The organism is Streptomyces sp. NPDC037273, from assembly GCF_055603625.1.
On record NZ_JBVJVO010000002.1, the window covers coordinates 191537 to 216809 of the forward strand.

General features: G+C 72.0%; 18 protein-coding genes. 8 read left to right on the forward strand and 10 right to left on the reverse strand.

The features are described from left to right. Positions 1–50: 50 nt before the first annotated feature. Both ACZ7G1_RS06055 and ACZ7G1_RS06060 read left to right on the forward strand, forming a co-directional pair. Positions 51–1562: an ankyrin repeat domain-containing protein gene (locus tag ACZ7G1_RS06055; protein WP_470874629.1), complete on the forward strand. Its 1512-nt coding sequence runs from the start codon at positions 51–53 to the stop codon at positions 1560–1562. Positions 1563–1623: 61 nt separating this feature from the next. Further along, positions 1624–2184 carry a nitroreductase family protein gene (locus ACZ7G1_RS06060; RefSeq protein ID WP_470874627.1) on the forward strand — a complete coding sequence of 187 codons (561 nt, stop codon included), beginning with the start codon at positions 1624–1626 and terminating at the stop codon, positions 2182–2184. A 58-nt stretch (positions 2185–2242) separates the two neighbouring features. Here ACZ7G1_RS06060 and ACZ7G1_RS06065 read toward each other — a convergent pair whose 3' ends face one another. Further along, the gene (locus ACZ7G1_RS06065; protein ID WP_470874625.1) at positions 2243–3640 is read right to left on the reverse strand and encodes an MFS transporter; all 1398 of its coding nucleotides are present in this window, start codon (positions 3638–3640) and stop codon (positions 2243–2245) included. 116 nt (positions 3641–3756) lie between these two features. On the opposite strand from ACZ7G1_RS06065, the gene ACZ7G1_RS06070 reads away from it, so the two are divergent. Together ACZ7G1_RS06070 and ACZ7G1_RS06075 are read left to right on the forward strand one after the other, a co-directional pair. Further along, the gene (locus tag ACZ7G1_RS06070) at positions 3757–4251 is read left to right on the forward strand and encodes a MarR family winged helix-turn-helix transcriptional regulator (protein WP_470874623.1); all 495 of its coding nucleotides are present in this window, start codon (positions 3757–3759) and stop codon (positions 4249–4251) included. Positions 4252–4377: 126 nt separating this feature from the next. Next, positions 4378–5292 (forward strand): tyrosine-protein phosphatase, encoded by a 915-nt coding sequence (locus ACZ7G1_RS06075; protein WP_470874622.1) that lies wholly within the window; start codon positions 4378–4380, stop codon positions 5290–5292. Here the strand turns inward: ACZ7G1_RS06075 and ACZ7G1_RS06080 are convergent. The 5 genes from ACZ7G1_RS06080 to ACZ7G1_RS06100 form a co-directional block, all read right to left on the reverse strand. After that, positions 5217–6950 carry a DEAD/DEAH box helicase gene (locus ACZ7G1_RS06080; RefSeq protein WP_470874621.1) on the reverse strand — a complete coding sequence of 578 codons (1734 nt, stop codon included), beginning with the start codon at positions 6948–6950 and terminating at the stop codon, positions 5217–5219. The genes ACZ7G1_RS06075 and ACZ7G1_RS06080 overlap by 76 nt on opposite strands. 263 nt (positions 6951–7213) lie before the next feature. Continuing rightward, positions 7214–7837: a TetR/AcrR family transcriptional regulator gene (locus ACZ7G1_RS06085; protein ID WP_470874620.1), complete on the reverse strand. Its 624-nt coding sequence runs from the start codon at positions 7835–7837 to the stop codon at positions 7214–7216. Positions 7838–7892: 55 nt separating this feature from the next. Beyond that, a complete protein-coding gene (locus ACZ7G1_RS06090) occupies positions 7893–8402 on the reverse strand; it encodes a pyridoxamine 5'-phosphate oxidase family protein (protein ID WP_470874618.1) in 510 nt (169 codons plus the stop codon). A gap of 135 nt (positions 8403–8537) precedes the next feature. After that, a complete protein-coding gene (locus ACZ7G1_RS06095; RefSeq protein WP_470874616.1) occupies positions 8538–8918 on the reverse strand; it encodes a VOC family protein in 381 nt (126 codons plus the stop codon). Between the two features lie 64 nt (positions 8919–8982). Next, entirely contained in the window at positions 8983–9348 is a 366-nt protein-coding gene (locus tag ACZ7G1_RS06100; RefSeq protein ID WP_470874615.1) for a MerR family transcriptional regulator, read from the reverse strand. A gap of 70 nt (positions 9349–9418) precedes the next feature. Between ACZ7G1_RS06100 and ACZ7G1_RS06105 the strand changes: the two genes are divergently transcribed. Continuing rightward, positions 9419–10321 (forward strand): aldo/keto reductase, encoded by a 903-nt coding sequence (locus ACZ7G1_RS06105; RefSeq protein ID WP_470874613.1) that lies wholly within the window; start codon positions 9419–9421, stop codon positions 10319–10321. Positions 10322–10340: 19 nt separating this feature from the next. On the opposite strand, the gene ACZ7G1_RS06110 is transcribed toward ACZ7G1_RS06105, so the two are convergent. After that, positions 10341–11060 (reverse strand): vWA domain-containing protein, encoded by a 720-nt coding sequence (locus ACZ7G1_RS06110; RefSeq protein ID WP_470874612.1) that lies wholly within the window; start codon positions 11058–11060, stop codon positions 10341–10343. Continuing rightward, positions 11051–11635, reverse strand: a complete 585-nt coding sequence (locus tag ACZ7G1_RS06115; RefSeq protein WP_470874611.1) for a PadR family transcriptional regulator — start codon at positions 11633–11635, stop codon at positions 11051–11053. Before ACZ7G1_RS06115 ends, ACZ7G1_RS06110 begins: the two co-directional genes overlap by 10 nt. 96 nt (positions 11636–11731) lie before the next feature. On the opposite strand from ACZ7G1_RS06115, the gene ACZ7G1_RS06120 reads away from it, so the two are divergent. The 3 genes from ACZ7G1_RS06120 to ACZ7G1_RS06130 all read left to right on the forward strand — a co-directional run bounded on the left by ACZ7G1_RS06120 (position 11732) and on the right by ACZ7G1_RS06130 (position 18905). After that, positions 11732–12859 (forward strand): LLM class flavin-dependent oxidoreductase, encoded by a 1128-nt coding sequence (locus ACZ7G1_RS06120; protein WP_470874609.1) that lies wholly within the window; start codon positions 11732–11734, stop codon positions 12857–12859. 96 nt (positions 12860–12955) lie between these two features. Further along, positions 12956–18133 carry an HD domain-containing protein gene (locus tag ACZ7G1_RS06125; protein WP_470874607.1) on the forward strand — a complete coding sequence of 1726 codons (5178 nt, stop codon included), beginning with the start codon at positions 12956–12958 and terminating at the stop codon, positions 18131–18133. A 319-nt stretch (positions 18134–18452) separates the two neighbouring features. Next, positions 18453–18905, forward strand: a complete 453-nt coding sequence (locus ACZ7G1_RS06130) for a hypothetical protein (protein WP_470874606.1) — start codon at positions 18453–18455, stop codon at positions 18903–18905. 121 nt (positions 18906–19026) lie between these two features. On the opposite strand, the gene ACZ7G1_RS06135 is transcribed toward ACZ7G1_RS06130, so the two are convergent. Both ACZ7G1_RS06135 and gltB read right to left on the reverse strand, forming a co-directional pair. Further along, positions 19027–20487, reverse strand: coding sequence for a glutamate synthase subunit beta (locus tag ACZ7G1_RS06135; RefSeq protein WP_470874605.1), 1461 nt, complete (start codon positions 20485–20487; stop codon positions 19027–19029). After that, positions 20480–25048, reverse strand: a complete 4569-nt coding sequence (gene gltB, locus ACZ7G1_RS06140) for a glutamate synthase large subunit (protein WP_470874604.1) — start codon at positions 25046–25048, stop codon at positions 20480–20482. The genes ACZ7G1_RS06135 and gltB overlap by 8 nt, the downstream gene beginning before the upstream one ends. Positions 25049–25273 lie beyond the last annotated feature (225 nt).

Consider the following 25273-nt stretch of genomic DNA (forward strand, 5'->3'; position numbering starts at 1 on the left):
GTGACCGAAACGATTTGCGCCGGGGGTCGGCGGCGGGTCAGGGTCGGGGCATGAGCGCGTTGTTCGAGGCCATTCTGAGTGGGGACGAGGACGGGGTCGTGCGGGCCCTGCGGGCGGGGGCGGATCCCGAGGGCAGGGAGGACGGGGAGACGGCGCTCTACCGGGCGGCGCTCGACGACGAGCCCGCGGCAGTACGGCTGTTGCTCGCCGCCGGGGCCGATCCGGGGCGGCGCAGCGGCGAGGACGGCGATGACCTGCCGCTGTGCGGGGCCGCGTGCGGGGGACACACCGAGGTGGTGCGGGCGCTGCTCGCGGCCGGGGCCGAACCCGATCAGGAGGAGTCGTACGGATTCACGGCCCTGGCGTGGGCGCTGCGGCTCGGGCACGCGGACACGGCGCGGGTGCTGCTTGAGCACGGGGCGGATCCGGACCGGGTGGGCCCGGACGGGCTGGTGCCGCTGGTGGCGGCGGCGCGCCGGGGGTCGACGGGGTGCGTGCGGGCGCTGCTCGATCACGGGGCGGGGTCGCTGGAGGCCGCGTTGCGGGAGGCGCGGCGGTGGATCGGGGTGGACATGGCGGCCGAGCTGCGGAGGGGGCTGGTCGCGGGGAACGAGGGCGGGGAGACGTACGAGGCGGTCGTCCGGCGGGTGCGGGAGGACGGCGGCGTGACGGTCTGCGTGGAGCTGCTGCGGGAGGACGGGGCGCCGGGGCGGGGGGACGACCGGCACACCGGGCACGCGGCGATCGCGACGCTGATCGAGGCGGCGCTGGGGCTGCGGACGCCGCACGAGGAGCTGGCGGCGCGGGCGTTGCGCTGCGGGGATCCGGAGCTGGACGACTGGACGGCGGCGGTGGCGGAGCTGGCGGGCCGCGCCGACGAGGAGACGTTCGTGGCGGCGGCCGGCTGGTGTGCCTATCGGGACCCGCTGCGCCGGGCGTTCGGGGCGCGGGTGCTGGGGGCGCTGCCGGGGTTCGGTCCGAGCGCGGTGCCGGTGCTGCGGCGGCTGGTGGCGGAGGCGGTGCGCGGCTGGGCGCGTGAGCTGCCCGCGGCGGAGGCCGTGGCCGGCCCGGCGCGTGAGCCGCTCTTGTCGGCGGTCGTGGCGCTGGGCGCGTGCGCGGATCCGGCGGCCGTGCCGGAACTGCTCGCGGCGGCCGGGCATCCGGCGGCGGCGGTACGGCGGGCGGTGGCGGCGGCGCTCGCCGGGATCGTGCCGGCCGGGCACGGGGAGGCGCTCGGTGTGCTGCTGGCGCTGAGCCGGGACGGCGACGCGCGGGTACGGGACTGGGCGACGCTGGCGCTCGCCGAACTGCCCGACGACACCCCGCTGGTACGGGAGGGGCTGGCGGAGCGGCTGGGTGACGACGATCCGGAGGCGGCGGCGGAGGCGGCGCGGGGTCTCGCGATCCGCCAGGACCCGAGGGCGGTGGACGCCCTGTCGTCGATCCTGTCGGACGGTGCCGCCGACGGGGCGGCGCGGGAGACCGCGCTCGCGGCCCTGGAGTACGTACACGATCAGCGGGTCAGGACCCGGCTGGAGTGGACGACGCCTCGGCGGGGGTGACCGGGCACGGGGGTGTCCCACGACCGGAATAGGCCTGTTCGGCGGCCGGTTGGAGCGGAACATGCGACATGATCCGGAACAGGCCGGCGGCCTCCACCCCCTCCTCGCGGAGCGTTTCAGCCCGTACCGGTTCGATCCGTCGGCCGCCGTCGACGACCGCTCCCTCGGGCTGCTGCTCGAAGCGGCGCGGTGGGCGCCGTCGGCGGGGAACTCCCAGCCGTGGGGGTTCTTCCCGGGGCGGCCGGGTGAGCCGGAGCACGAGCGGTTGGTGCCGTATCTGGCGCCCAGTTCGGCGCGGTGGGCCAGGGACGCGGGGCTGCTCGTCGTGACGCTGGCGCGCCGGCATGTAGACGACACGGATCTGCAGTACTCGGAGTTCGCGGACTACGACCTCGGTCAGGCGATAGCCCACATGACGGTGCAGGCGCAGGCGCTGGGGCTGGCCGCGCACCAGTTCAGGGCCTTCGACATGGAGGGCCTCACCAAGGAGCTGGACCCGAACCCGGGGTGGGCGATCGTGTCGATGATCGCGCTGGGGCGGGCGGCCGGGGAGCCGCCCGCGAGCCGTGAGCGGCGCAGCGTCGCGGAACTGCTGTCCGCGCCGTGGTCGCCCTCGGCGTAGCCGCGGGTACGGGCCCGGCGCCGAGGCCGGGCCCGTACCCGCCCGCCCGCCCGCCGCGTCACTCCTGCTCGGTGAGCGCCGTGCGGGGAAGGCGCAGGCTGAGGAGGGCGCAGAGGGCGTAGGCGGCGAGGACCCAGGGCATGGCGGCCTTGAGGGAGAGGTCGGCGAACCAGGCGGTGCCGATGGCGGCGGCGCCGAGGGCGCCGCCGAACTGCTGGGCCGTGGTGAAGACGCCCGAGGCGCCGCCGGCGAGTTCGGCGGGGGCGGCGGAGAGGACGATGCCGACGAGGGGGACGACGAGGAGGCCGAGTCCGGCGCCCGCGACGGCGAGGCCGGGGGCGAGCGGCCAGGCGCCGGTGTGGACGGGGGCGGCGGCCTCCATGGCGTACCAGACCCAGCCGTAGCCGGCCGCCATGAGGAGGGCGCCGGTGGCGGGGACGTACCGGCCGAGCCTGACGGCGAGGGGATCGGCGGCGGGGGCGGTGAGGAAGCCGCCGAGGGAGAACGCGGCCATGAGGACGCCGGCCTGGGTCGGCGTGTAGCCCTGGCCGCCCTGGAGCCAGATCGCGAGGACCAGGAAGAAGCCCTGCATGCCGAAGGCGAAGAGGAGCTGGACGGCGAGGCCGTACGAGAAGGCGGGGACCGTGAGGATCCGCCGGGGCAGTACGGAGCCGCGTACGGCGACGGCGGTCACCGCGGCCGCTCCGGCGGCGAGGAGGGCCCAGCCCCAGAGCGGCCAGCCCCAGGCGCGGCCCTGGACGAGGGGCAGGACGACGGCGACGAGTCCGGCGGCGAGGACGAGGCTGCCGGGCAGCGGGGGCCGGGTGGCGGTCTCCTCGCGGGTGTCGGGGACGAGGGCGACGGCGGCGGCCAGGGTGAGGAGGGAGACCGGCACGTTGACGAGGAAGACGCTGCGCCAGCCGAGCCCGAACAGGTCGGCGTCGGTGAGGACGCCGCCGAGGAGCAGTCCGATCGCGGAGGCGAAGCCGGCCACGGCCCCGTACATCCCGAAGACCTTGCCGCGGTCCTTGCCCCGGAAGAGGCTCTGGAAGGAGCCGAGCACCTGGGGCATCAGGACGGCGGCGGTGACGCCCTGCACGGCGCGGGCGGCGATCAGCTGGCCGGGGCTCTGCGCGAGTCCGCAGGCGAGGCTGGCGAGGCCGAAGCCGGCGGTGCCGGCGAGGAAGAGCGCCTTGCGGCCGTAGCGGTCGCCGAGCCGCCCCGCGACGACGAGGGTCGCGGCGAAGCCGAGGAGGTAGGCGGAGACGGTCCACTGGAGGGCGCTCTCGGAGGCGCCGAGCCCCTGGCCGAGGGAGGGCAGTGCGACGTTGACGATGGTGACGTCGACCAGGTCCATCAGGGCGGCGACCATCATGACGACGGCGGCGGCCCAGCGGCGCGGGTGGACGGGGTACGGGTCGCCGGTGGTGGTGCCGGCCGTGGCTGTCGCGGACATCGCGAGCCCCTCCTTTTATTTCGTTCGGGCGAACGAAATAAAAACTGGCACGAGCGCGCCCTTGATCGCAAGTCTTTCGTTCGGTCGAACGAAATGAATTTTGCTAGGCTCCCCCCATGCCCACGAGCGAGAAGGACACCGAGCGCCGCGCCGAGGTCGTCGCCGCCCTCACCGCCGCCGGCCGGGACTCCAGCGCCGCCTCCGTCGCCTTCCACTCGGCGATCGCCGCCCAGCAGGACCTGGGCGCCACCGAGACCAAGACGCTCGACCTGCTCCAACGCCACGGACCCCTCACCGCGAAGGAGCTGGCCGAGCACTCCGGCCTCGCCCCCGCCTCCGTCACCGGCCTCGTCGACCGCCTCGAACGCAAGGGCTTCGTCCGCCGCGTGAAGCACCCCACGGACAAGCGCCGGGTGCTCGTCGAGCCCCGCCCCGAGAAACTGGCCGAGCTCGCCCCCCTCTTCGACGACTGGGCCCGCGAAGTCCACGAGCTCTACGGCGAGTTCACCACCGAGGAGCTCGTCACCGTCACCCGCTTCCTGACCGGGGCGACCGCGCGCCAGCGCGCCGCGACCAGGCGGCTGACGGACGGGGCGCCGGACCGGAGCTAGGCGGCAGCCACCCACGGGCGCGCGACCCTCCCATCCGGGCGCGTCGGCTGCTACCTTCCCCCCGGACAACGGCCTAACAAACGTTAGGTCGACGCATGTCCCTCCAGTCCGTAAGGGAGCACAGCCATGCCTCTGTCCCGACGCGCGCTGCTCACCACCACCGGCGCCGCCGCCCTGCTCGCGGGAGTGCCCGCGCGGGCCTCCGCCAGGACCCGGCCCGGCCCCCACCCGTGGTCCGCGAACGCCATCCGGCAGATCCCGCTCCAGGGCGCGGTGAACGTCCGTGACCTCGGCGGATACCTGACCTACGACGGGGCCCGGGTACGGCACGGGCTCGCCTACCGCGGCGACCATCTCGGCAAGCTCACCGACGCGGACCTCGCCACGCTCGGCGGGCTCGGGCTCGGGGCGGTGATCGACGTGCGGATCCCGCTGGAGGTGGGGTACGACGGCGCCGACCGGCTGCCGGCCGGCCCGGTCCCGGTCGCGCGGCCCGTCACCGACAACGGCCTGTTCGGGCGGCTGCTCGCCGCGATCGGCTCGCGCGACCCGGTGAAGCAGGAGGAGATGCTGGGCGGCGGGCGGGCCGCCGCCTTCATGGCCGAGGTCTACCGGACCTTCGTCACCGACGCGGGGAACCGGGCGGCCTTCGCGGCCACCCTCCGGGACTTCGCCGATCCCCGCCGGGGCCCGGTGCTCGTGCACTGCACCTCGGGCAAGGACCGCACCGGCTGGGCGAGCTGGCTGCTGCTGACCCTGCTCGGGGTGCCCGAGAGCTCCGCCCGCGCGGACTACCTGGCCTCCAACACCTTCCGCGCCGCGTACGACGCGCGGGTGCGCGAGGGGCTCAAGCAGGGCGGGCTCATGCAGAACCCGGAGCTGATCGTGCCGCTCCAGGAGGTGCGGGCGGAGTACCTGGACGCCACGCTCGCCCAGGTCCGCACCTCCTACGGGAGCCTCTTCCGTTACGTGTCGGTCGGCCTCGGCCTGGACCCGCGCGAGCTGCTCGCGCTCCGCGAACGGCTGGTGCTCGACGCCTGACGCCCGCCACGGCCCGCGCCCGCGCCGGCTCCCGTGCCGGACCCACGGCCGGAGCCGGTGCCGCGGCCCGCGCCGGAGGCCGTACGGCCCGCGCCGGAACCGCCGCGGCCGGAGCCGCCCGTCGCACCGGAGCCACGGCCCGAGGCCGTACCGGAACCGGCGGGACGGCTCGCCGCCGCGCCCGTACCGCCCGAGCGGCCGGAACCCGTGCCCGTACCGCCGGAGCGGGCCGCGCCCGTGCCCGAGCCGCCCGAGCCGCCGCGACGGCGACGGCCGCCGCCGGAACCGGCCGGGTTGCGCGGCGGGGTCGGCTGCGGGACCTCGATGACGACCGGGACGCCCGAGGGCTCGCGGGCGCCGGTGAGCTCGGCCAGCTGCTCGTCGCTGGACTTGATCTGCGCCGTGCGGGGGCTGATGCCCGCGTTCGACATCAGCCGGCCCATGTCACGCTTCTGCTCGGGCAGGACCAGCGTGAAGACGCTGCCGGACTCGCCGGCGCGGGCGGTGCGGCCGCCGCGGTGCAGATAGTCCTTGTGGTCGATCGGCGGGTCGACGTTCACGACCATGTCGAGGTCGTCGACGTGGATGCCGCGCGCCGCCACGTTCGTCGCGACGAGCGTGGTGACCTGGCCGGTCTTGAACTGGTCCAGGGTCCGGTTGCGCTGCGGCTGCGAACGGCCGCCGTGCAGGCCGGAGGCGCGGACGCCGTTGGCGAGGAGCCGCTTGACCAGCCGGTCCACCGACCGCTTGGTGTCCATGAAGAGGATCGTCCGGCCGTCGCGGGCCGCGATCCGCAGCGTGACGGCCTTCTTGTCGGTCTCGTCGGCCACGTAGAGCACGTGGTGCTCCATGGTGGTGACCGCGCCGGCCGACGGGTCGACGGAGTGCACGACCGGGTCGTCCAGGAACATCTTGACGAGCTTGTCGATGTTCTTGTCGAGCGTGGCCGAGAAGAGCAGCCGCTGGCCGCCCGGCTCGACCTGCTTCAGGAGCTTGGTGACCTGGGGCAGGAAGCCCATGTCGGCCATCTGGTCGGCCTCGTCGAGGACGGTGATCGCGACCTGGTCGAGCCGGCAGTCGCCCCGCTCGATCAGGTCGTGGAGCCGGCCCGGGGTGGCGATGAGGACCTCGGCGCCGCGCCGCAGCGAGGAGGACTGCCGGGAGATCGACATGCCGCCGACGACGGTGGTGAGCCGCAGCCGCAGCGCCCCGGCGTACGGGGTGAGGGCGTCGGTCACCTGCTGGGCGAGCTCGCGGGTGGGCACCAGGACCAGCGCGAGGGGCGCGGTCGGCTCGGCGCGGCGGCCCGCCGTACGGGCGAGGAGCGCGAGCCCGAAGGCGAGGGTCTTGCCGGAACCGGTACGGCCCCGGCCGAGGACGTCGCGTCCGGCGAGGGAGTTCGGCAGCGTCGCCGCCTGGATCGGGAACGGCTCCGTGACGCCCTGCTCGCCGAGGATCCGCAGCAGGCCCTCGGGCATGTCGAGGTCGGCGAAGGAGGCCACCGCGGGCAGCGCGGGCGTCACCGTCTCCGGCGGCGTGAACTCGCTCGGCGGCGGGGGCGCCGCGGGGCGGCGCCCGCCGCGGGCGCCCTTCGGCTGAGCGGTGGACTTCGCCTGGGTACTGCGGGGGCTGCGCCTGGGGCGTTCGGAGCGGGTCATGCGTGCCTTCCTGGCCGGTGCTCGCGGCACAGCCGGGGCCCGCACCTGCGCGGTGCGGGCCCCGGCTGCTCTACCCGGAACACGCGATACGGGCCCCGGCTGTTTCTCCCGGGGCACTCGAAACGAGCCCCGGACGTCTCTACCGGAACAATAGTGCGCCTCAGGACCTTCCCGCCCCGCCCGGCCGATGCCCGGACGGATCAGACCCGGCCAGGGCGGTGCGACGTGTGCGAGCTCACAGCCCGCCGCCCCCCGCCGTACGCCTACGCGTCCCGTACGGCGATCCCGTCGAGGACCATCGACAGGTACTGGCGGGCGATCTCCTCGGGCCGGTGCCGGCCGCCCGGCCGGTACCAGGACGCGGCCACCCAGACGGTGTCGCGGACGAACCGGTAGGTGAGGCGGATGTCCAGGTCGGCGCGGAAGGTGCCGGCCGCGACCCCCCGCTCCAGCGTGCCGAGCCAGGCCTTCTCGAACCTGCGCTGCGAGTCGGCCAGGTAGTGGAAGCGGGGCAGGTCGGTGAGGTGGGCCGACTCCTTCTGGTAGATGGCGACGGCGGCGCGGTGCCGGTCGATCTCCCGGAAGGACTCGGTGACCAGGGCCTCGATGGTCTCGCGGGGTCCGAGACCGGCGTCGAGGACGGCGTCGTACCCCTCCCACAGCTCGTTCAGGAAGCTGGAGAGGATCTCGTCGAGCATCGACTCCTTGGAGTCGAAGTGGTAGTAGAGGCTGCCGGCGAGCATCCCGGCGGCGTCCGCGATCTTGCGGACGGTGGTCGCGTTGTACCCCTGGGCGGCGAACACCTCGGCCGCCGTCTCCAGGAGTTCACGGCGCCGCTCGGGCCCGCCGCTCACCTGACTCTTCTTCTTGCTTGCAGTGTTCGGCACGTGCCCATTCTGGTCCTCCGCGCGCCCGCCGCGGAGCAGACCGTCAGGTCGCGCCTCAGACGTCCTCGCGCGGCGGGGCGTCGTCGTTGCCGCGCCGGATCGTCCGGGTCGGACGGCCCGGGGTCCAGGTGCGGAAGACGATCTCCTCGCCGTCCACCCAGGTCCGCACGACCTCGGTCGGTTCCACCCGGAAGAGGTGGAAGGGCTGGGGCGCGCCCGCCTCGGCCGCGTACCGCCCGACGGTCTCCGCGTCGGTGACCTCGACCGCGCGCCCTGAGACGCGCACGTCCCCGCCGCCCATGTCGGTTCCGGGGCCCGGGTTGGCGAGGAGCGCGAAACGGGGGTCGCGGCGCAGGTCGAGGGCCTTGCGGGAGTTCGGCATCATGCCGAGCCACAGCTCTCCGAAGCGGAAGTCCGCCTCGATGCCGCTGAGCCGGGGCGCACCGTCCTTCCGTACGGTGGCGAGGGCGTGGTGCGTGTACTGCCCGAAGCGCTCCCGCACGGTCGCGGCGAACTCGGGTTCCGCGGCCTCGAAGGCCGACCAGGTGGTTCCGGTGTCTCCCATGACTCCAGGAAACACCGGATACCCGACACCTTCTGTCTGGATTACCCGGAGGACCCGCGGCATTACCCCGGAGGACCCGCGGCCGGTCGCGTGCGGGTCGCGGCCGGTTCCGTCACGGGATCGCGGCCGGTCGCGTCAGGAGGTCGCGGCGCGCTCGCCCCGGCTGCGCTCGACGCAGAACTCGTTGCCCTCGGGGTCGGCCATGGTCGCCCAACCGGTGCCGTCCGCGTTCCTGTGGTCGTCGACGAGGGTCGCGCCGAGGGCGGTCAGCCGGTCGACCTCCTCGTCGCGGGTGCGGTCCTGCGGCTCGATGTCGAGGTGGACGCGGTTCTTCACCGCCTTGGGCTCGGGCACCCGGATGAAGAGGAGGCCCGCGCCCGGCGACGGGACGAGCACCTCGTCGTCCCCCGGTTCGTCGTCCTCGGAGACCTTCGAACCGACCACGTCGGCCCAGAAGGTCGCCAGGGCGTGCGGGTCGGCGCAGTCGATGGTCACGTGCCGTACGAGAGAAGTCATGGGCCGATGCTCTCGCGGGGCCGCACCGGCCGGCCACTGGTTTCCGGGCCGCCGGCGGCAAGCGTCAGTCGGCGGCGGCCAGTTGCCTGCCCTCGGTCACGGCGACGAGCGCGGCGAGGGAGGAGCGGGTGCCCTGGAGGTCCTGGATCCTCTCGTCGATGGCGTCGAGCTGGGCGACGAGCATCGGGCTGAGGCAGGGTTCGATCTCCGCCTCGCTGCCGCAGACGCAGTCGAGGACCTCGGAGATGACCCGGGTCGACAGGCCGGCGCCGAGCAGGGCGCGGATGCGGCGGACGACGGCGGGGGCGTCGGGGCCGTACACCCGCTGCCCGCCGGGGGTGCGCTCGGAGTCGAGGAGGCCCTGCTCCTCGTAGTAGCGGAGCAGCCGGACGTTCACGCCGGTCTCCTGTGCCAGTTCACCGATCTTCACTGTGACCCCCCTCACATTCGCCCTCGTGCGCTTGAACCTCACACCGATGTGAGCTCCTACGGTTCGGGGCATGACGAACAAGACGAACTCATCCGACCAGACGATATTCCAGCTCGGCGGCGACCTTCCGGTCCGGCGCGTCGGGTACGGCACGATGCGGCTCGCCGACGCCCCCGGCGACCCGAAGGGCCCCGAGGCCCGCATCTGGACGGCCCCGGCCGACCGGGCGGCGGCGCTGGCCCTGCTGCGGACGGCCGCCGAGGCGGGCGTCACGCTCTTCGACACGGCCGACTCGTACGCCCTCGGGGCCGGTGAGGAGCTCCTCGCCGAGGCCCTCCACCCGTACGGCGAGGAGGTCGCGGTGGCCACCAAGGTGGGCGTGCTCCGGCCCTCCCCCACCGAGTGGGTCCCGCTCGGCCACCCCGCCTATCTGCGCCAGCAGGCCGAACTGAGCCTGCGCCGGCTCCGTACCGAGCGCATCGACCTGCTCTATCTGCACCGCCTCGACGAGAACTTCCCGGTCGCCGAGCAGGTCGGCGCCCTGAAGCGGCTCCAGGACGAGGGCAAGGTCCGGCACATCGGCCTCTCGGAGGTGTCGGTCGCGCAGCTGGAGGAGGCGGAGGCGGTCGCGCCGATCGCGGCCGTCCAGAACCTGTACAACCTGGCGACCCGCGACCACGAGGCCGTCGTCGAGCACACCGCGGGACGCGGGATCGCCTTCGTGCCCTTCTTCCCGGTCGCGATGGGCGGGCACGCGGGCCCGGACGGGCCGGTCGCCCGGGTCGCCGCCGAGGTCGGCGCGACGCCGTCCCAGACGGCCCTCGCCTGGCTGCTCCGCCGGGCCCCGCACATCCTCCCGATCCCCGGCACGTCCTCGGCCGCGCACCTCCTGGAGAACCTGGGCGCGCTCGACGTCACCCTCACCGACGAGCAGTTCGCGCGCCTCGACAAGGAGGTGGGGGCCGGCGCGTGAGCATCGGGCAGACGAGGCCTCAGGACCGGACGATGCCCTGGGCCCGGGCCGCGGCGAGCCAGGCGGGGAAGTCGGCGACGATCCGGTCGTACAGCTCCGCGTCGGGGACGCGGCTCGGGTCCTGGCCGGCGTGGAAGAAGCCGGCGTTGTCGACGGGCCGCTTGGCCGGCACGGCCAGCTCGTCCAGCTTGCGCAGGAACTCGAACTGGCGGCTCGTGGGGTCGCCGAAGCCGATGAACTGCCAGAAGATCGGCAGCCTGGCCGCCTTGCACACGTACCGCTCGGCCGCGAGCTTGTTGATCGGTCCGCCGTCGGTCTGGAAGACGACGAGCGCGGGGGCGGTGGAGCCGCTGTCCAGGTAGTGGTCGATGACGGCGTCCATGGCGAGGTGGTAGCTCGTCTTGCCCATGTGGCCGAGGCCGGCGACGATCCGGTCGACGCGGCCCGCGTGGTCGTCGAGCCGGATGTCCGTCTCGGCGTCGATGTCGGTGGAGAAGAAGACGACCGGCACCCGGCCGTCGTCGTCGAAGTGCGCGGAGAGCCCGAGGACCCGGTCCGCGAGGGCCTGCACGCTGCCGTTGTTGTAGTAGGGCTTCATCGACCCCGAGTAGTCGACCACCAGGTAGACGGCGACGCGCTGCCCGCTGATCCCGTGCCGCTGGAGCGAGGCCCCCGCCGACTTGTAGAGACTGACGAGCGCGGGTGCGGTCTCCTCGACCTTCCGCAGACTCAGTGCCATGTCCCGCCTTCCCTCTCGAGTTTCCCGATGTCCGCGAGCATGGCGTCGGCCAGGTCGCGTTCGGCCGTGTAGTACCGCTCGGCCCACACGAGGGTGAGCCGGGGGTACGCCCAGGCCTCGTCGGCCCCCGCGTCGGCGACGTCCGCCTCGGCCCGCAGCCGCATGGTCTCGGCGTACTCCCGGTGCGCCGTCAGGATCTCCCGCATCCGGGCGGGTTCGACCAGGTGGCCGACCCAGAGCCGGAGCATGGGCCCGTGCTTGAGGACCGGCGGGTCGAGGGGGGCCGTGCGGGCCCAGGTCCGGACGGCGGCGAGGCCCTCGCCGGTGATCCGGTAGACGCGCTTGTCGCGGGTGCCGGTCTCGGGGGCGACGAGCCGCGAGCTCGCGTACCCCCTGGTCTCCAGGCGCTTCAGCTCGCTGTAGATCTGGCTGAAGGACGGGCTCCAGTAGAAGAGGCCGAGGGACCGGTCGGACCACTTCTTGACGTCGTATCCGGACAACTCCCGTTCGTGGGAGAGCAGTCCGAGCACCGCCCAGCCGGTCGCGGGAAGGTCGGGCACGGTCTCGTCATCCACGCTCCGGAGTCTACGGCTCTCTTCCCCCTGCCACCTATGCCTGCTAGAAGTATTTCGATTAGGCATAGCAGCCGTTCTCCCCGGGAGGAGCGTCCCGTGAAGTTCTCCATGATCTTCGAAGCACAGCTCGCCGACCCGACCCCCGAACGCGAACACCGCGTCCTCCACGACTGCGTCGAACAGGCCGTCCTCGCCGAGGAGATGGGCTTCGACCGGATCTGGGCGGTCGAGCACCACTCCCTCACCCAGTACGCCCACATGAGCGCCTCGGAGATCTTCCTGACCTGGGTCGCCGCCCGCACCCGCACCCTCCGCGTCGGCCACGGCGTGGTCACCATGCCCTTCGGCTACCAGCACCCCGTCCGCGTCGCCGAACGGGCCGCGATGCTCGACGTGCTCTCCGGCGGCCGCGTCGACATCGGCGCCGGCCGGGGCGCCACCCGCCAGGAGATGCGGATGTTCGGCGTCCGCCCCGAGGACACCCGCCCGCAGACCGAGGAGGCCCTGCGGATCCTCGCCGCCGCCTGGCGCGAGCCGGAGTTCGCCTGGCACGGCACCCTCGACATCGGCCCCGGCACCGTCCTGCCCCGCCCCGTCCAGCGCCCGCACCCGCCCCTCTTCATGGCCTGCTCACAGCACGCCTCGCTCCGGCAGGCCGCCGAACTCGGCATCGGGGCCCTGGTGATGGGCTTCGCGGGCGCCGACGACGTCCGCGCCATGCGCGCCCTGTACGACGAGGCCATCGCCGCACGCGACGGCTCCCGGTTCGTCTCCACCGAGGTCAACGACCACTTCTCCGCCCTCTGCCCGACCATCGTCCTCGACGACGCCGACCGCGCCCTCCGGCTCGGCACCCGGGGCCAGCGCTTCTTCGCCGAGTCGATCGCCCACTGGTACGGCGGCTCCCCCGCCCCCACCGGATACGCCGAGGACGAGGACCACGCGGGCGCGCTCTCCCGCGAACGGGACGCCCTGATCGCCCGCCTCCACGAGGCCGACATCCCCGCCCGCCCGGTCGACACCGGCACGTACAACACGGACCACGCCTACGGCGACGCCGACACCGCGATCGCCTACGTCGAACGGCTCCGCGAGATCGGCGTCGACGAGGTCATGTGCCTCATCCAGATGGGCACCGTCCCCCAGGACGTCTGCCTGGAGACCATCCGCCAGTGGGGCACCAAGGTCATCCCCCGCTTCCGCGCACCGGCATCCGCCGGCTGACCGACCGACCCCAACCACCCCTGAGCTGTCGTCAGTTCTGGAATCATGGACGTCCAGGGGCGCCGCACAGGGGAGTCGGGGGTACGGGTGAGCGCGATGACGGACACGCCGGCGGACACGGACGGGGAACAGGCCGGCGGCCGGCGGCGGGCCCTGCTCATCGGAGTGGGCCGGACCGGCTTCCTGGAACGCGACGAGGAGCTCGCCCGGCGCTTCCCCCCGCTCGGCTTCGTCGACCGGGACGTCGAACTCGTCGGCACCGCCCTCGCCGAATCCGGCTACACCGTCGCCGCCCTCCACCCGGGCCACCCGGACGGGACACGGCAGGACACCGGCGTCGGCTCGATCGTCAGCGCCGTGGAGGAGTTCCTCCTCTCCTGCACCGCGGGGGACACCGCCTTCCTGTACGTCTCCGCCCACGGCGTCACCGTCGGCGAGCGCGAGTACCTCCTCACCTCGGACGCCCGCCCCCGGGCCGACGGCTCCCTGATCGCGCAGACCATCCTCGAAACCGCCCCCGACGTCCTCCTCGGCGCGATACCCGAGGGCGTCACCGTCGTCGTCTGCCTCGACACCTGCCGCACCGACCAGCCCCCGTCCGCCGCGGATGCGGACGAGACACGCCTGGTGAACTCCGCCTACCGCGACGTAGCCTGGCTGTTGGCGGCCGGACCCGGGCAACCCGCCTACGCCGACCCCGAGAAGGGCAGCTACTTCGGCATCGCGCTCTCCGAGGCCCTGTCCCGCAACAGTCCTCCGAAGACCTTGAAGGACGTCCACGCCTTCGTCGAGGCCCGGATCGAGCGACTGACCGCCCAGCTCTCGGGCCCCTCTCCGAGAGTCGACTTCCAGTGCGTACAGGGCCTCGCCGAACGGCTGGTCCTCTGCCGAGGATCCCAGGAGACCCAGCGCTGGTCCGAGGCGGTCGCCGACTCCGTGCTCTGGCAGCACACCTCGCACGCGGACGCGCACGAGCGGGTCAAGGACAAGCTCGCCGATCTAGCACGCGAGGTCGCGAAGAGCCGCCTGGGCACGGACTCGGCCCTCGCCACCCCCTGGAGCGATCCCGACTACCCGATCCGGGTCGTCGACCGCCTCGGCCGGCTCATCGAGGCCGCCCGCCTCACCGGCCGTGAGCGTCTCTCTCCCGCCGAGACTGCGGCCCTGCTCGCCGCGCCGCTGCTGCACGAGGGCGTCGTCGCCATCGCTCTGAGCGAGCTGGCGGCGCTCCGGCCGGACCGGATCGACCGGCGCGAGGACGGCCGGGGTCGGGAAGCCGTCACCCCGCACGATCACCTGGTGTGCGACGCCGCACGGGACGTGTCCCGGGCTCATTCTCAGGTCAGCCTGGCGGCCGAGACCCTGCGTCAGCGCCACCTCACTGGACCCGCCACGGCGGCCGACCACTGGCTGCGACACCGATTCATCGCCGATTGGGACCGCCTGTGGGACCGGACGGGCGACTACGCGTCGGTCGACCATCTGCTCTCCATGGTGGTCACGGCCGGGAGCGCCGCGTCCTCCGGTGAGACCTCCCCGAAGAACCGCACCCTGATCGACCGCCAGCTCCGCCAAGTCCTGGCCCACGTCACGGTCGCGCCCGGCAGCAGCCCGCGCATCAACGACAGCGGCGAACTCCGCTGGAACGAGCACCCCGCCGTGCCCGGCAACCAGTGGCGCGCCCCCGACCTCGCGTATCTCGTCTGGCTGGCCTCACTCCTCGCCGCGGACCCCCGGCGCATGTCGAGCGTGCTTGTCGACCACCTGGGCGCCCACCGCCGACTGGTCCCCTCGGACGTCACCGCGGCCCTCGCCGAGTACCGCCTGGAGTCCCCCGAGGAGGACATCCGGACGGGCGGTGACAACGGATACGACCTCGCGGTCAACTTCCTCTGCCCGCACCCCGCACTGCACGCGGCCGTGGAGGAGCTGGCCGCGGCCGCCGACGTATCGGTCCGGGCACTCCACAGGGGCTGGAAGGAGAATCGGAGGACCGCCCCCGCCCTGCTGCGCGGCATCCCTCGGAAGGTGACGACAGAGTTCCTGGAGCCCCTGGAACAGCAGTACACCAAGCCCCTGGAGCGCTTCCGCCTCGCCGAGGACGAGATCCGCCCCCTCCTCATGGGCACCCAGCTCTACGGCGACAAGATGCTCGCCGTCCGCGAGCTCTACCAGAACGCCCTGGACGCCTGCCGGTACCGGCAGCTGCGCACCAAGTACGGGCGGAGCTTGCGCAAATGCGGGACGAAGGACATTGAGCCGGAGATCTCCTTCGTCCAGGGGTACGACGAGGAGGACCGCCCGTACATCGAGTGCCGCGACACGGGCACCGGCATGAGCCGCAGAAAACTCACCTCGATGTTCGCGCGCGCGGGCAAACGGTACGAGCAGGACCCCGACTTCGTCCAGGAGCGCCGGAACTGGCGCCGGGCGGGTATCGAACCGGTCCCGTTCAACAGTCGCTTCGGCATCGGGGTGTTCAGCTACTTCATGCTGGCGGAGGAAGTAGTGGTCACCACCGCCACCACCGACCTCCACGGCAACCTCTCCCGTACGGAAGCCCCACTGCAGGCAACCATCCAGTCCGGCTCAGGCCTCCTGGAGATCGTGGAGACCACAGACGCCCCAGAGCGTGGAGGAACGGTGGTCCGCCTCTACCTGAGCGCGGACGGCGAGCCCTCACCTTCACTGGTGGAGACCCTCCGGAAACTGCTCTGGGTGAGTGACCACCGCGTCACGGCAGAGGAGCTGGACCGGAACGGCCACCGGATCCGCTCGGCGGAGTGGAATCCGGGCGAACTCCAGCCTTCAGAGGACTGGTCGACCAGGCCGGCCAGGGCGGGAGCGGACGCCTGGCTCGTCCAGGGGAAGGGCCAGCTGCTCCTGGACGGCGTGGTGATCAGGAACGCGCCGGAGGTCGACGGCTACGTCTTCAACCTGCGCGAGCACGACCAGCCGGTCCCGACGGTGGACCGGAACGGACTGATCAGCTACGACGAGGAGGGAGTGGAGAGGCGCCTCCTCGCAGCCGTGCCGGAGGCAGTCCGGTCGTTCGACGAAGTGTCGCTGCGCTGGCTGTGGGAACTCACCCTCACAGAGCCGCAACTGGCGGTAGAAGTCTTCGACTCGCTCGACAAGGACGCCGTGGGCGTACTGCACGCCACCCACTCCGAGCGCAGCCTGGACGCTTCTCCCCTTCACCTGCGTGTCGTGGGATGCCTGCCCTTCGACGGAAGATCCATCAAACTGAACCGCTACGAGTACACCTTCGACAACGACCGGCGACGGGAAGGCCAGCTGTTCGAGCGGTGGCGGCACTCTCTGCTGGGTGTCTTCCGCGAAGAACATGAACACTTCATGCCTCATGGGTATCCCATGCCTCGCGGCCTGGACGCGCTGCTCTTCGAGCGCGCAGTGCCCGACGGTTCCTGGGAGACACCCCTGTGGGCAGCTGCTCTCACCCGTCAACCCCTGTCGCTGGCCGTACGTGCCCAGCGGCGCTACGCCATCGCCGGTATCAAGGTGCCCGAGACCGCCGACATCCGGGCGCTCGGAAACACGGTCCCGACCCTGGTCATGGCAGGCCTCTATTCCGCGGAGAAGGATGCGCGGCTGCCCATTCCGGGGGAGGAGAGCCCAGACCCTGCCCGCCTCGCGGCGCTCCTGCCTGTTTCCGCGGCTCACGAGATCACGCTGGACGAGACCCTCGCCGCAGCACGAGACCTTGTGAGCAGTGTGGTCGTTGCAGGCTGGGAGGACGTTCCCGAGCTCTCCGGACACGCCGTGCTCGAAACGGAAACGAGCGCGTTGGCAGCTCCGGTCAGCGTGATCACGGAGAGGGATTCCCGGATCTGGCAAGAGGGTACGGCCCACCCTGTCGACCTTCTGGTGCGCGCTCCGGCGATCGAGCAGCGCGAAGAGCTCGTCGAGCGAATCAAGGAACTGGAGCAGCTGGGGTTCCGCCTAGGCCCTGGCGTGTCCGACACTACGCTCGGACATCGAGCCCTGACCGGTGACGAGCGGCGTCTCCTCTCGCAGGACGTGGACGGGGAGCGCCCCTGGGTCAACAGCGATCTCAGCTTGCTCGATGTGCTCAATCGATCCCTTCGCATGCGGGTCCCGGTGGGGCGCGTGGTGGAACAGGTCAATAGCCTCACCGCCGCCACAGAGGTTTCGGCGGCGCCCGTTCCCGATGCCGCCGCCGACTGGATCGTCCCTCACTGGGTCGGCTATCTCCTTCCCTGGAAGGCCGAGGCGCAGGGCGCGTGCGGCCCCTGGCGCGTCGCTGCCGCCCTGCGTAGCGCCCCCGTCGACACCGGGCTCACCTCTTTGCGTCAGGATCTGCGGCACCTGGACGCCTGCGGTGTACTCGCACCCGGCTGCCTCGCCCTCGTCGAAGCGAGCCTGGGGCAGATCACCGACCTGGACCCCTACCTGGACCGGTTCTTGCAGGTGGTCCATCCTTACTCGATGTACGACAGAGGCCGCTGGGATCTCGATGCGCAGGGCTTGGGCCTAGCGCCGTTGACCCTTCTCGCCGCCCGGGAGAAGGGCACGCTCGGTGCCCAGATCGAGAGACTAAGGGCCCTTCCTCTGCCCTTCCCCCTGAAGATCGCCGACCTTCCCTGGCCAGTCGCATCCGCCGCTCCCCACTATGCGATCACCACGTGGTTCGAGCAGAGGGAAGACGGGTTCGCCCAACGGATGGCCTTCCACTCCGCCCTAAGCCGCGGGCAACTCCTGCTCCAGTCCGTAGCCTCGTCCCAGAGCCTCGGCGATACCGTCCGCCTCGCCCAGACCTTCCTCGCCGCTGGCGGCCCCGCCCTCCCCGGCTCCTTCGCCGGCCCCGACGCCGAGGTCTTGGAGCATTTCGCCCCGGACGAGTTCGACCTGGCCGCCTTCGACCCCGGCCTCCTCGGCCCCGGCACTCTCGGCCCCCTCGAACTCGTCCTCGTGGCCGGCCGCTTCGGCTGGACGCTCGGGAAGGCGTACGAGCGGTACGCGCCCTTCCGTTGCCTCGGGCTGGAGGTGACCGTCGAGGAACCGGTCGGGGACGAGCGCGAGATCGTGCCCGACTGGCGGGACGTGATCGTGCTGACGGCGCGGCTGACGGGGAGGGCGCCGGCGGTCGAGGGGGACGTGGCCGCCGATCACGTACGGCTCTGCTCCGAGGAGACGGACCTGTCCGAGGAGGAGGTCGTGGACCGGCTTCGCCGGTACGAACGACTGTTCAAGCTCGTGGTTCACACCAGCACTGGAGGCACACACCCATGAGTTCGACCGTTCCTTACCGCGTCACGGACCGGCCGTTGACCTCGCCCGTCACCACGTTTCTGTGGGAGTCGAGGGGCGGGGGGCGGGTGGAGGCCTCGGGTGAGTGCCCGGAGTGCAGGTGTGTGACGACACGGGTGTGGGAGGACGTGCAGTACGTGACGAAGGGGCCGGGGTCGTCGCGGGGCCCTTCGGGGGACGACGGGGTGCCGAGGTACGCGCGGTGCGCGTGTACGACGTGGCATGTGGACCGGCCGGCGGGGGTCGAGCGGGGGTGCGGGGCGTCGTTCTGGATCGCGCCGCCGCCGCGGGGGAACGCGCGGTGAACGAGTTCACGCCCGCGGAGCTGCGGGAGGCCGACGAGCGTGTCCTGGCGATGGCGAAGCCGGAGGAACAGCTGAGGGCGGCGCTCGCGCAGGCGGAGGGCTACCGGAACTTCCTGACCACACTGACCGGGCTGCTCACGGTGGTGTTCGTCCTGAAGGGCCAGGAGAACCTGAGCAAGATGACGACCGGCCCGCGCTGGTGGGTCGTCGGCCTGCTCGCCGGGGCCTTCCTGGTGCTGGTGCTGGCCTCGTGGCTGATGGTCTCGGCAGTGCACGAGCCCCCGGGCCGAACACTGCGGTCGGGGGCCGAGGACCTGCTGCGGTACGAGCGCCGCCGCGCCGAGTCCGTGCGCCGGATGACCGGCTGGGCGCGGTGGATGGGCCTGGTCGGAGTCCTGGCGGTGTGCGCGGCGTCGCTGGTGACGTGGATCTGGCCGGGGAGCGGCTGAGGAGGCGCCGGGAACGCGTCCCGGACGCGCATCGGCGCCCCTCCAGTCGTCCGGTCGGGGACATTCGGGGGGCGCCGCGCTCAGTTCCGTACGTCGTTGTACGGGACGTTCTCGGGGTCGATCAGACCAGCAGGGAGCGGTCCGTCGGGCGGATCGGGGCCGGCAGGGAGCTGGCTCCGGTCAGGTAGCGGTCCACGCCACGGGCGGCGGAGCGGCCCTCGGCGATGGCCCAGACGATGAGGGACTGGCCGCGGCCGGCGTCGCCGGCGACGTAGACGCCATCGACGTTGGTGGCGAAGTCCGCGTCACGGGCGATGTTACCCCGCTCGTCGAGGTCCAGACCAAACTGGGAGACGAGGCCGTTCTCGACGTCCGTGCCGGTGAAGCCCATCGCGAGGGTGACCAGCTGGGCGGGGATCCTGCGCTCCGTGCCCGGCTTCTGGGTCAGCTTGCCGTCGACGAACTCGACCTCGATGAGGTGGAGGAACTGGACGTTGCCGTCCTCGTCGCCCTCGAAGTGGGTGGTGGAGACGGAGTAGACCCGCTCGCCGCCCTCCTCGTGCGCGGAGGTGACCTTGTAGAGCATGGGGAAGGTCGGCCAGGGCTGGTTGGCGTTCCGGTCCTCGCCCGGCTTGGGCATGATCTCCAGCTGGGTGACGGAGGCCGCGCCCTGCCGGTGGGCGGTGCCGACGCAGTCGGCGCCGGTGTCGCCGCCGCCGATGACGACGACGTGCTTGCCCTCGGCGGTGATCGGCGGGGCCACGAAGTCGCCCTCGACGACCTTGTTGGCCAGCGGCAGGTACTCCATCGCCTGGTGGATGCCGTTCAGCTCCCGGCCCGGGACGGGCAGGTCGCGGGCGGTGGTGGCGCCGGCGGCGATGACGACCGCGTCGTACCGGTTGCGGAGCGCCGTCGCCGGCATGTCGCGGCCGATCTCGACGCCGGTGCGGAACTTGGTGCCCTCCGCGCGCATCTGCTCGATGCGGCGGTTGATGTGCCGCTTCTCCATCTTGAACTCGGGGATGCCGTACCGGAGGAGACCTCCGATGCGGTCCGCGCGCTCGTAGACGGCGACGGTGTGGCCGGCCCGGGTCAGCTGCTGGGCGGCGGCGAGACCGGCCGGGCCGGAGCCGATGACGGCGACGGTCTTGCCGGAGAGGCGGTCGGGCGCCTGCGGCTTGACGTCGTTGGTGTCCCAGGCCTTGTCGATGATGGAGACTTCGACGTTCTTGATGGTGACGGCCGGCTGGTTGATGCCGAGCACGCACGCGGACTCGCACGGAGCCGGGCACAGGCGGCCGGTGAACTCCGGGAAGTTGTTGGTGGCGTGCAGCCGCTCCGACGCCGCCGCCCAGTCCTCGCGGTAGGCGTAGTCGTTCCACTCGGGGATGAGGTTCCCGAGCGGACAGCCGTTGTGGCAGAACGGGATGCCGCAGTCCATGCAGCGGCCGGCCTGCTTGCTGATGATCGGCAGCAGGGAGCCGGGGACGTAGACCTCGTTCCAGTCCCGGACGCGCTCGCTCACCGGTCGGGTCTGGGCGACTTCACGCCCGGTGGTCAGGAAGCCCTTGGGGTCAGCCATGGGACGCAGCCTCCATCATCTTCTCGGTGGTCTCGGTCTCGGAGAGACCGGCGAGCTCAGCGGCGTCCTTGGCGGCGAGCACGGCCTTGTACGTGGTGGGGATGATCTTGCTGAACCGGGCCGCGGCGGCGTCCCAGTCGGCGAGGAGCTTCTCGGCGACCGTGGAGCCGGTCTCCTCGAAGTGGCGGCGCACGACCTCGTGCAGCCACGCCTTGTCGGTGTCCGACAGGGCCTCGATCGCCTCCAGGTTGCCGGAGTTGACGTTGTCCCGGTCGAGGTCGATCACGTAGGCGACACCGCCCGACATGCCGGCCGCGAAGTTGCGTCCGGTCTCGCCGAGGACGACCGCCGTACCGCCGGTCATGTACTCGCAGCCGTGGTCGCCCACGCCCTCCGAGACGACCAGGGCGCCGGAGTTGCGGACGCAGAAGCGCTCGCCGGTGCGGCCCCGCAGGAACAGCTCGCCGCCGGTGGCGCCGTAGCCGATCGTGTTGCCCGCGATGGTGGAGTACTCGGCCAGGTGGTCGGCGCCGCGGTCCGGGCGGACGATGACGCGGCCGCCGGAGAGGCCCTTGCCGACGTAGTCGTTGGCGTCGCCCTCCAGGCGGAGGGTGACACCGGCCGGCAGGAAGGCGCCGAAGGACTGGCCCGCGGAACCGGTGAAGGTGATGTCGATGGTGTCGGCCGGGAGGCCGGCGCCGCCGAACTTCTTCGTCACCTGGTGGCCGAGCATGGTGCCGACCGTGCGGTTGATGTTGCGGATCGCGACCTGGGCGCGGACCGGCTGGGCCTCCTCGGCGGAGGCGGCGTTCAGGGCCTCGGCGGCGAGCTGGATCAGCTCGTTGTCGAGGGCCTTCTCCAGGCCGTGGTCCTGCTCGATCCGGGCGTGGCGGACCTCGCCCTCGGCGAGCTCGGGCACGTGGAAGAGCGGCTCCAGGTCGAGGCCCTGCGCCTTCCAGTGCGTGACCGCGCGGCTGGTGTCGAGGAGCTCGGCGTGACCGACGGCCTCTTCCAGGGTGCGGAAGCCCAGCTCGGCGAGGAGCTCGCGGACCTCTTCGGCGATGAACTCGAAGAAGTTGACGACGAACTCGGGCTTGCCGGAGAAGCGGTCGCGCAGGACCGGGTTCTGGGTGGCGATGCCCACCGGGCAGGTGTCCAGGTGGCAGACGCGCATCATGACGCAGCCGGAGACGACGAGCGGCGCGGTCGCGAAACCGAACTCCTCGGCGCCGAGCAGCGCGGCGATGACGACGTCGCGGCCGGTCTTGAGCTGGCCGTCGGTCTGGACGACGATCCGGTCGCGCAGGCCGTTGAGCAGCAGGGTCTGCTGGGTCTCGGCGAGGCCGAGCTCCCAGGGGCCGCCCGCGTGCTTCAGGGAGGTCAGCGGGGAGGCACCCGTACCGCCGTCGTGGCCGGAGATGAGGACGACGTCCGCGTGGGCCTTGGAGACACCGGCGGCGACCGTGCCGACGCCGACCTCGGAGACCAGCTTCACGTGGATGCGGGCGACCGGGTTGGCGTTCTTGAGGTCGTGGATCAGCTGCGCCAGGTCCTCGATGGAGTAGATGTCGTGGTGCGGCGGCGGCGAGATGAGGCCGACGCCGGGCGTCGAGTGACGCGTCTTGGCGACCCACGGGTAGACCTTGTGGCCGGGCAGCTGGCCGCCCTCGCCGGGCTTGGCGCCCTGGGCCATCTTGATCTGGATGTCGTCGGCGTTGACCAGGTACTCGCTGGTGACGCCGAAGCGGCCGGAGGCGACCTGCTTGATCGCCGAGCGGCGGGCCGGGTCGTACAGGCGGTCCGGGTCCTCGCCACCCTCACCGGTGTTGGACTTGGCGCCCAGCTGGTTCATGGCGATCGCGAGGGTCTCGTGGGCCTCGCGGGAGATGGAGCCGTACGACATGGCGCCGGTGGAGAAGCGCTTGACGATCTCGGAGACCGGCTCGACCTCGTCGATGGAGATCGGGGTGCGGTCCTCGGTGGCGAAGCCGAAGAGTCCGCGGAGCGTCATGAGGCGCTCGGACTGCTCGTTGATGCGGTCCGTGTACTTCTTGAAGATGTCGTACCGCTTGGTGCGCGTGGCGTGCTGCAGGCGGAAGACGGTCTCCGGGTCGAACAGGTGCGGCTCGCCCTCGCGGCGCCACTGGTACTCGCCGCCGATCTCCAGAGCGCGGTGCGCCGAGGGGACGCCGGAGACGGGGTACGCCTTGGCGTGGCGGGCGGCGACCTCCTTGGCGACGACGTCGAGTCCGGCGCCGCCGATCTTGGTGGCCGTGCCGTTGAAGTACGTGGCGACGAAGGTCTCGTCGAGGCCGACGGCCTCGAAGACCTGGGCGCCGCGGTAGGAGGCGACGGTGGAGATGCCCATCTTGGACATGACCTTGAGGACGCCCTTGCCGAGCGCGTAGATCAGGTTCCGGATGGCCTGCTCGGGCTCCATGTCCTCGATGAAGGTGCCGGCGCGGACCAGGTCCTCGACGGACTCCATGGCGAGGTAGGGGTTGACCGCCGCGGCGCCGTAGCCGATGAGCAGGGCGACGTGGTGGACCTCGCGGACGTCACCGGCCTCGACGAGCAGACCCACCTTGGTGCGCTGCTTGGTGCGGATGAGGTGGTGGTGGACGGCCGCGGTGAGCAGCAGCGAGGGGATCGGCGCGTGCTCGGCGTCGGAGTGCCGGTCGGAGAGCACGATGAGGCGGGCGCCGCCCTCGATGGCGGTGTCGGCCTCGGCGCAGATGGCCTCGATGCGGGCGGCGAGGGCCTCGCCGCCGCCGGAGACCCGGTAGAGGCCGGAGAGCGTCGCGGCCTTCATGCCGGGCATGTCGCCGTCGGCGTTGATGTGGATGAGCTTGGCCAGCTCGTCGTTGTCGATCACCGGGAAGGGCAGGGTGACGCTGCGACAGGACGAGGAGGTGGGCTCCAGCAGGTTGCTGCCGGGGCCGAGCGAGGAGCGCAGCGAGGTCACCAGCTCTTCGCGGATGGCGTCCAGCGGCGGGTTGGTGACCTGCGCGAAGAGCTGCGTGAAGTAGTCGAAGAGCAGCCGCGGGCGGGCGGACAGGGCCGCGATCGGCGAGTCCGTGCCCATGGAGCCGAGCGGCTCGCCGCCGGTGCGGGCCATCGGCGCGAGGATGACGCGGAGCTCTTCCTCGGTGTAGCCGAAGGTCTGCTGGCGGCGGGTGACCGAGGCGTGGGTGTGCACGATGTGCTCGCGCTCGGGGAGGTCGGAGAGCTCGATCTCGCCGGTCTCCAGCCACTCCGCGTAGGGGTGCTCGGCGGCGAGGCCGGCCTTGATCTCGTCGTCCTCGACGATGCGGTGCTCGGCGGTGTCGACGAGGAACATCTTGCCGGGCTGGAGGCGGCCCTTGCGGACGACCTTGGCGGGGTCGATGTCGAGGACGCCGACCTCGGAGGAGAGGACGACGAGGCCCTCGTCGGTGACCCAGTAGCGGCCGGGGCGCAGACCGTTGCGGTCGAGGACCGCGCCGACCTGGACGCCGTCGGTGAAGGTGACGCAGGCCGGGCCGTCCCAGGGCTCCATCATCGTGGAGTGGAACTGGTAGAAGGCGCGGCGGGCCGGGTCCATGGTCTCGTGGTTCTCCCACGCCTCCGGGACCATCATCAGGACCGCGTGCGGCAGCGAGCGGCCGCCGAGGTGGAGGAGCTCCAGGACCTCGTCGAAGGAGGCCGAGTCGGAGGCGTCCGGGGTGCAGATCGGGAAGATCCGCTCCAGCGAGCCCTCGCCGAAGACGGTGGACTCGAGCTGGGCCTCGCGGGCCGTCATCCAGTTCCGGTTGCCCTTGACGGTGTTGATCTCACCGTTGTGGGCGACGAAGCGGTACGGGTGGGCCAGCGGCCAGCTCGGGAAGGTGTTGGTGGAGAACCGGGAGTGGACCAGGGCCACGGCGGTGGCGCAACGGCGGTCCGACAGGTCCGGGAAGAAGGGCTCCAGCTGGCCGGTGGTCAGCATGCCCTTGTAGACGATGGTGCGGGCGGAGAGCGACGGGAAGTACGTCGCGGCCTCGCGCTCGGCGCGCTTGCGCAGCACGAAGGCCTTGCGGTCCAGCGCGATGCCGGTGGCCGCGCCGTCGGCGTCCTTCACGAACAGCTGGCGGAAGACCGGCATGGTGGCGCGGGCGGAGGCGCCGAGCAGCTCGGGGGCGACGGGGACCTCGCGCCAGCCGAGGACGGTGAGGCCCTCTTCGGCGGCGATCGTCTCGATCTTCGCGGCGGTCTCGTCGGTGCCGTCCTCGGGGAGGAAGGCGATGCCGACGGCGTACGCGCCGGACTCGGGGAGCTCGAAGCCGGCGACCTCGCGGAGGAAGGCGTCCGGGACCTGGAACAGGATGCCGGCGCCGTCACCGGAGTCGGGCTCGGAGCCGGTGGCGCCGCGGTGCTCGAGGTTGCGCAGAACGGTCAGCGCCTGCTCGACCAGCGCGTGGCTGGCTACACCGGTGAGGGTGGCCACGAACCCGACACCACAGGCGTCGTGTTCGTTACGGGGGTCGTACATCCCCTGCGGAGCGGGGCGACCGTCCATGGGCGACCAGGCGTCGGAACGCATCGGCTCTCCCGTCGTCGTCGTGGCATATGCAGATGCCGAGGGACGACGTTGGCCCTCCGCGAAATTTCGTGCAGGTTACATGATGGCTGGCTTCTCGCGAAGTGGATAGCTCATTCCAGCATGCGGACAACACCGATACGGAGCGGTGGTGTGGGTTCACCTGTGGGGTGCGGAAACAGAAGCTGTTCCGCGGGGGACGGTTCGAAGGAGTCGGAGGATCTCCGG

Bases quoted from the DNA above. Each gene is read 5' to 3' on its own strand.
- ACZ7G1_RS06070 (WP_470874623.1), top strand. From the start codon at position 3,757: ATGCCCACGAGCGAGAAGGACACCGAGCGCCGCGCCGAGGTCGTCGCC.
- ACZ7G1_RS06110 (WP_470874612.1), bottom strand. From the start codon at position 11,060: ATGGCACTGAGTCTGCGGAAGGTCGAGGAGACCGCACCCGCGCTCGTC.
- ACZ7G1_RS06090 (WP_470874618.1), bottom strand. From the start codon at position 8,402: ATGGGAGACACCGGAACCACCTGGTCGGCCTTCGAGGCCGCGGAACCC.
- ACZ7G1_RS06095 (WP_470874616.1), bottom strand. From the start codon at position 8,918: ATGACTTCTCTCGTACGGCACGTGACCATCGACTGCGCCGACCCGCAC.
- ACZ7G1_RS06060 (WP_470874627.1), top strand. From the start codon at position 1,624: ATGCGACATGATCCGGAACAGGCCGGCGGCCTCCACCCCCTCCTCGCG.
- ACZ7G1_RS06055 (WP_470874629.1), top strand. From the start codon at position 51: ATGAGCGCGTTGTTCGAGGCCATTCTGAGTGGGGACGAGGACGGGGTC.
- ACZ7G1_RS06075 (WP_470874622.1), top strand. From the start codon at position 4,378: ATGCCTCTGTCCCGACGCGCGCTGCTCACCACCACCGGCGCCGCCGCC.
- ACZ7G1_RS06080 (WP_470874621.1), bottom strand. From the start codon at position 6,950: ATGACCCGCTCCGAACGCCCCAGGCGCAGCCCCCGCAGTACCCAGGCG.
- ACZ7G1_RS06135 (WP_470874605.1), bottom strand. From the start codon at position 20,487: ATGGCTGACCCCAAGGGCTTCCTGACCACCGGGCGTGAAGTCGCCCAG.
- ACZ7G1_RS06065 (WP_470874625.1), bottom strand. From the start codon at position 3,640: ATGTCCGCGACAGCCACGGCCGGCACCACCACCGGCGACCCGTACCCC.
- ACZ7G1_RS06105 (WP_470874613.1), top strand. From the start codon at position 9,419: ATGACGAACAAGACGAACTCATCCGACCAGACGATATTCCAGCTCGGC.
- ACZ7G1_RS06125 (WP_470874607.1), top strand. From the start codon at position 12,956: ATGACGGACACGCCGGCGGACACGGACGGGGAACAGGCCGGCGGCCGG.
- gltB (WP_470874604.1), bottom strand. From the start codon at position 25,048: ATGCGTTCCGACGCCTGGTCGCCCATGGACGGTCGCCCCGCTCCGCAG.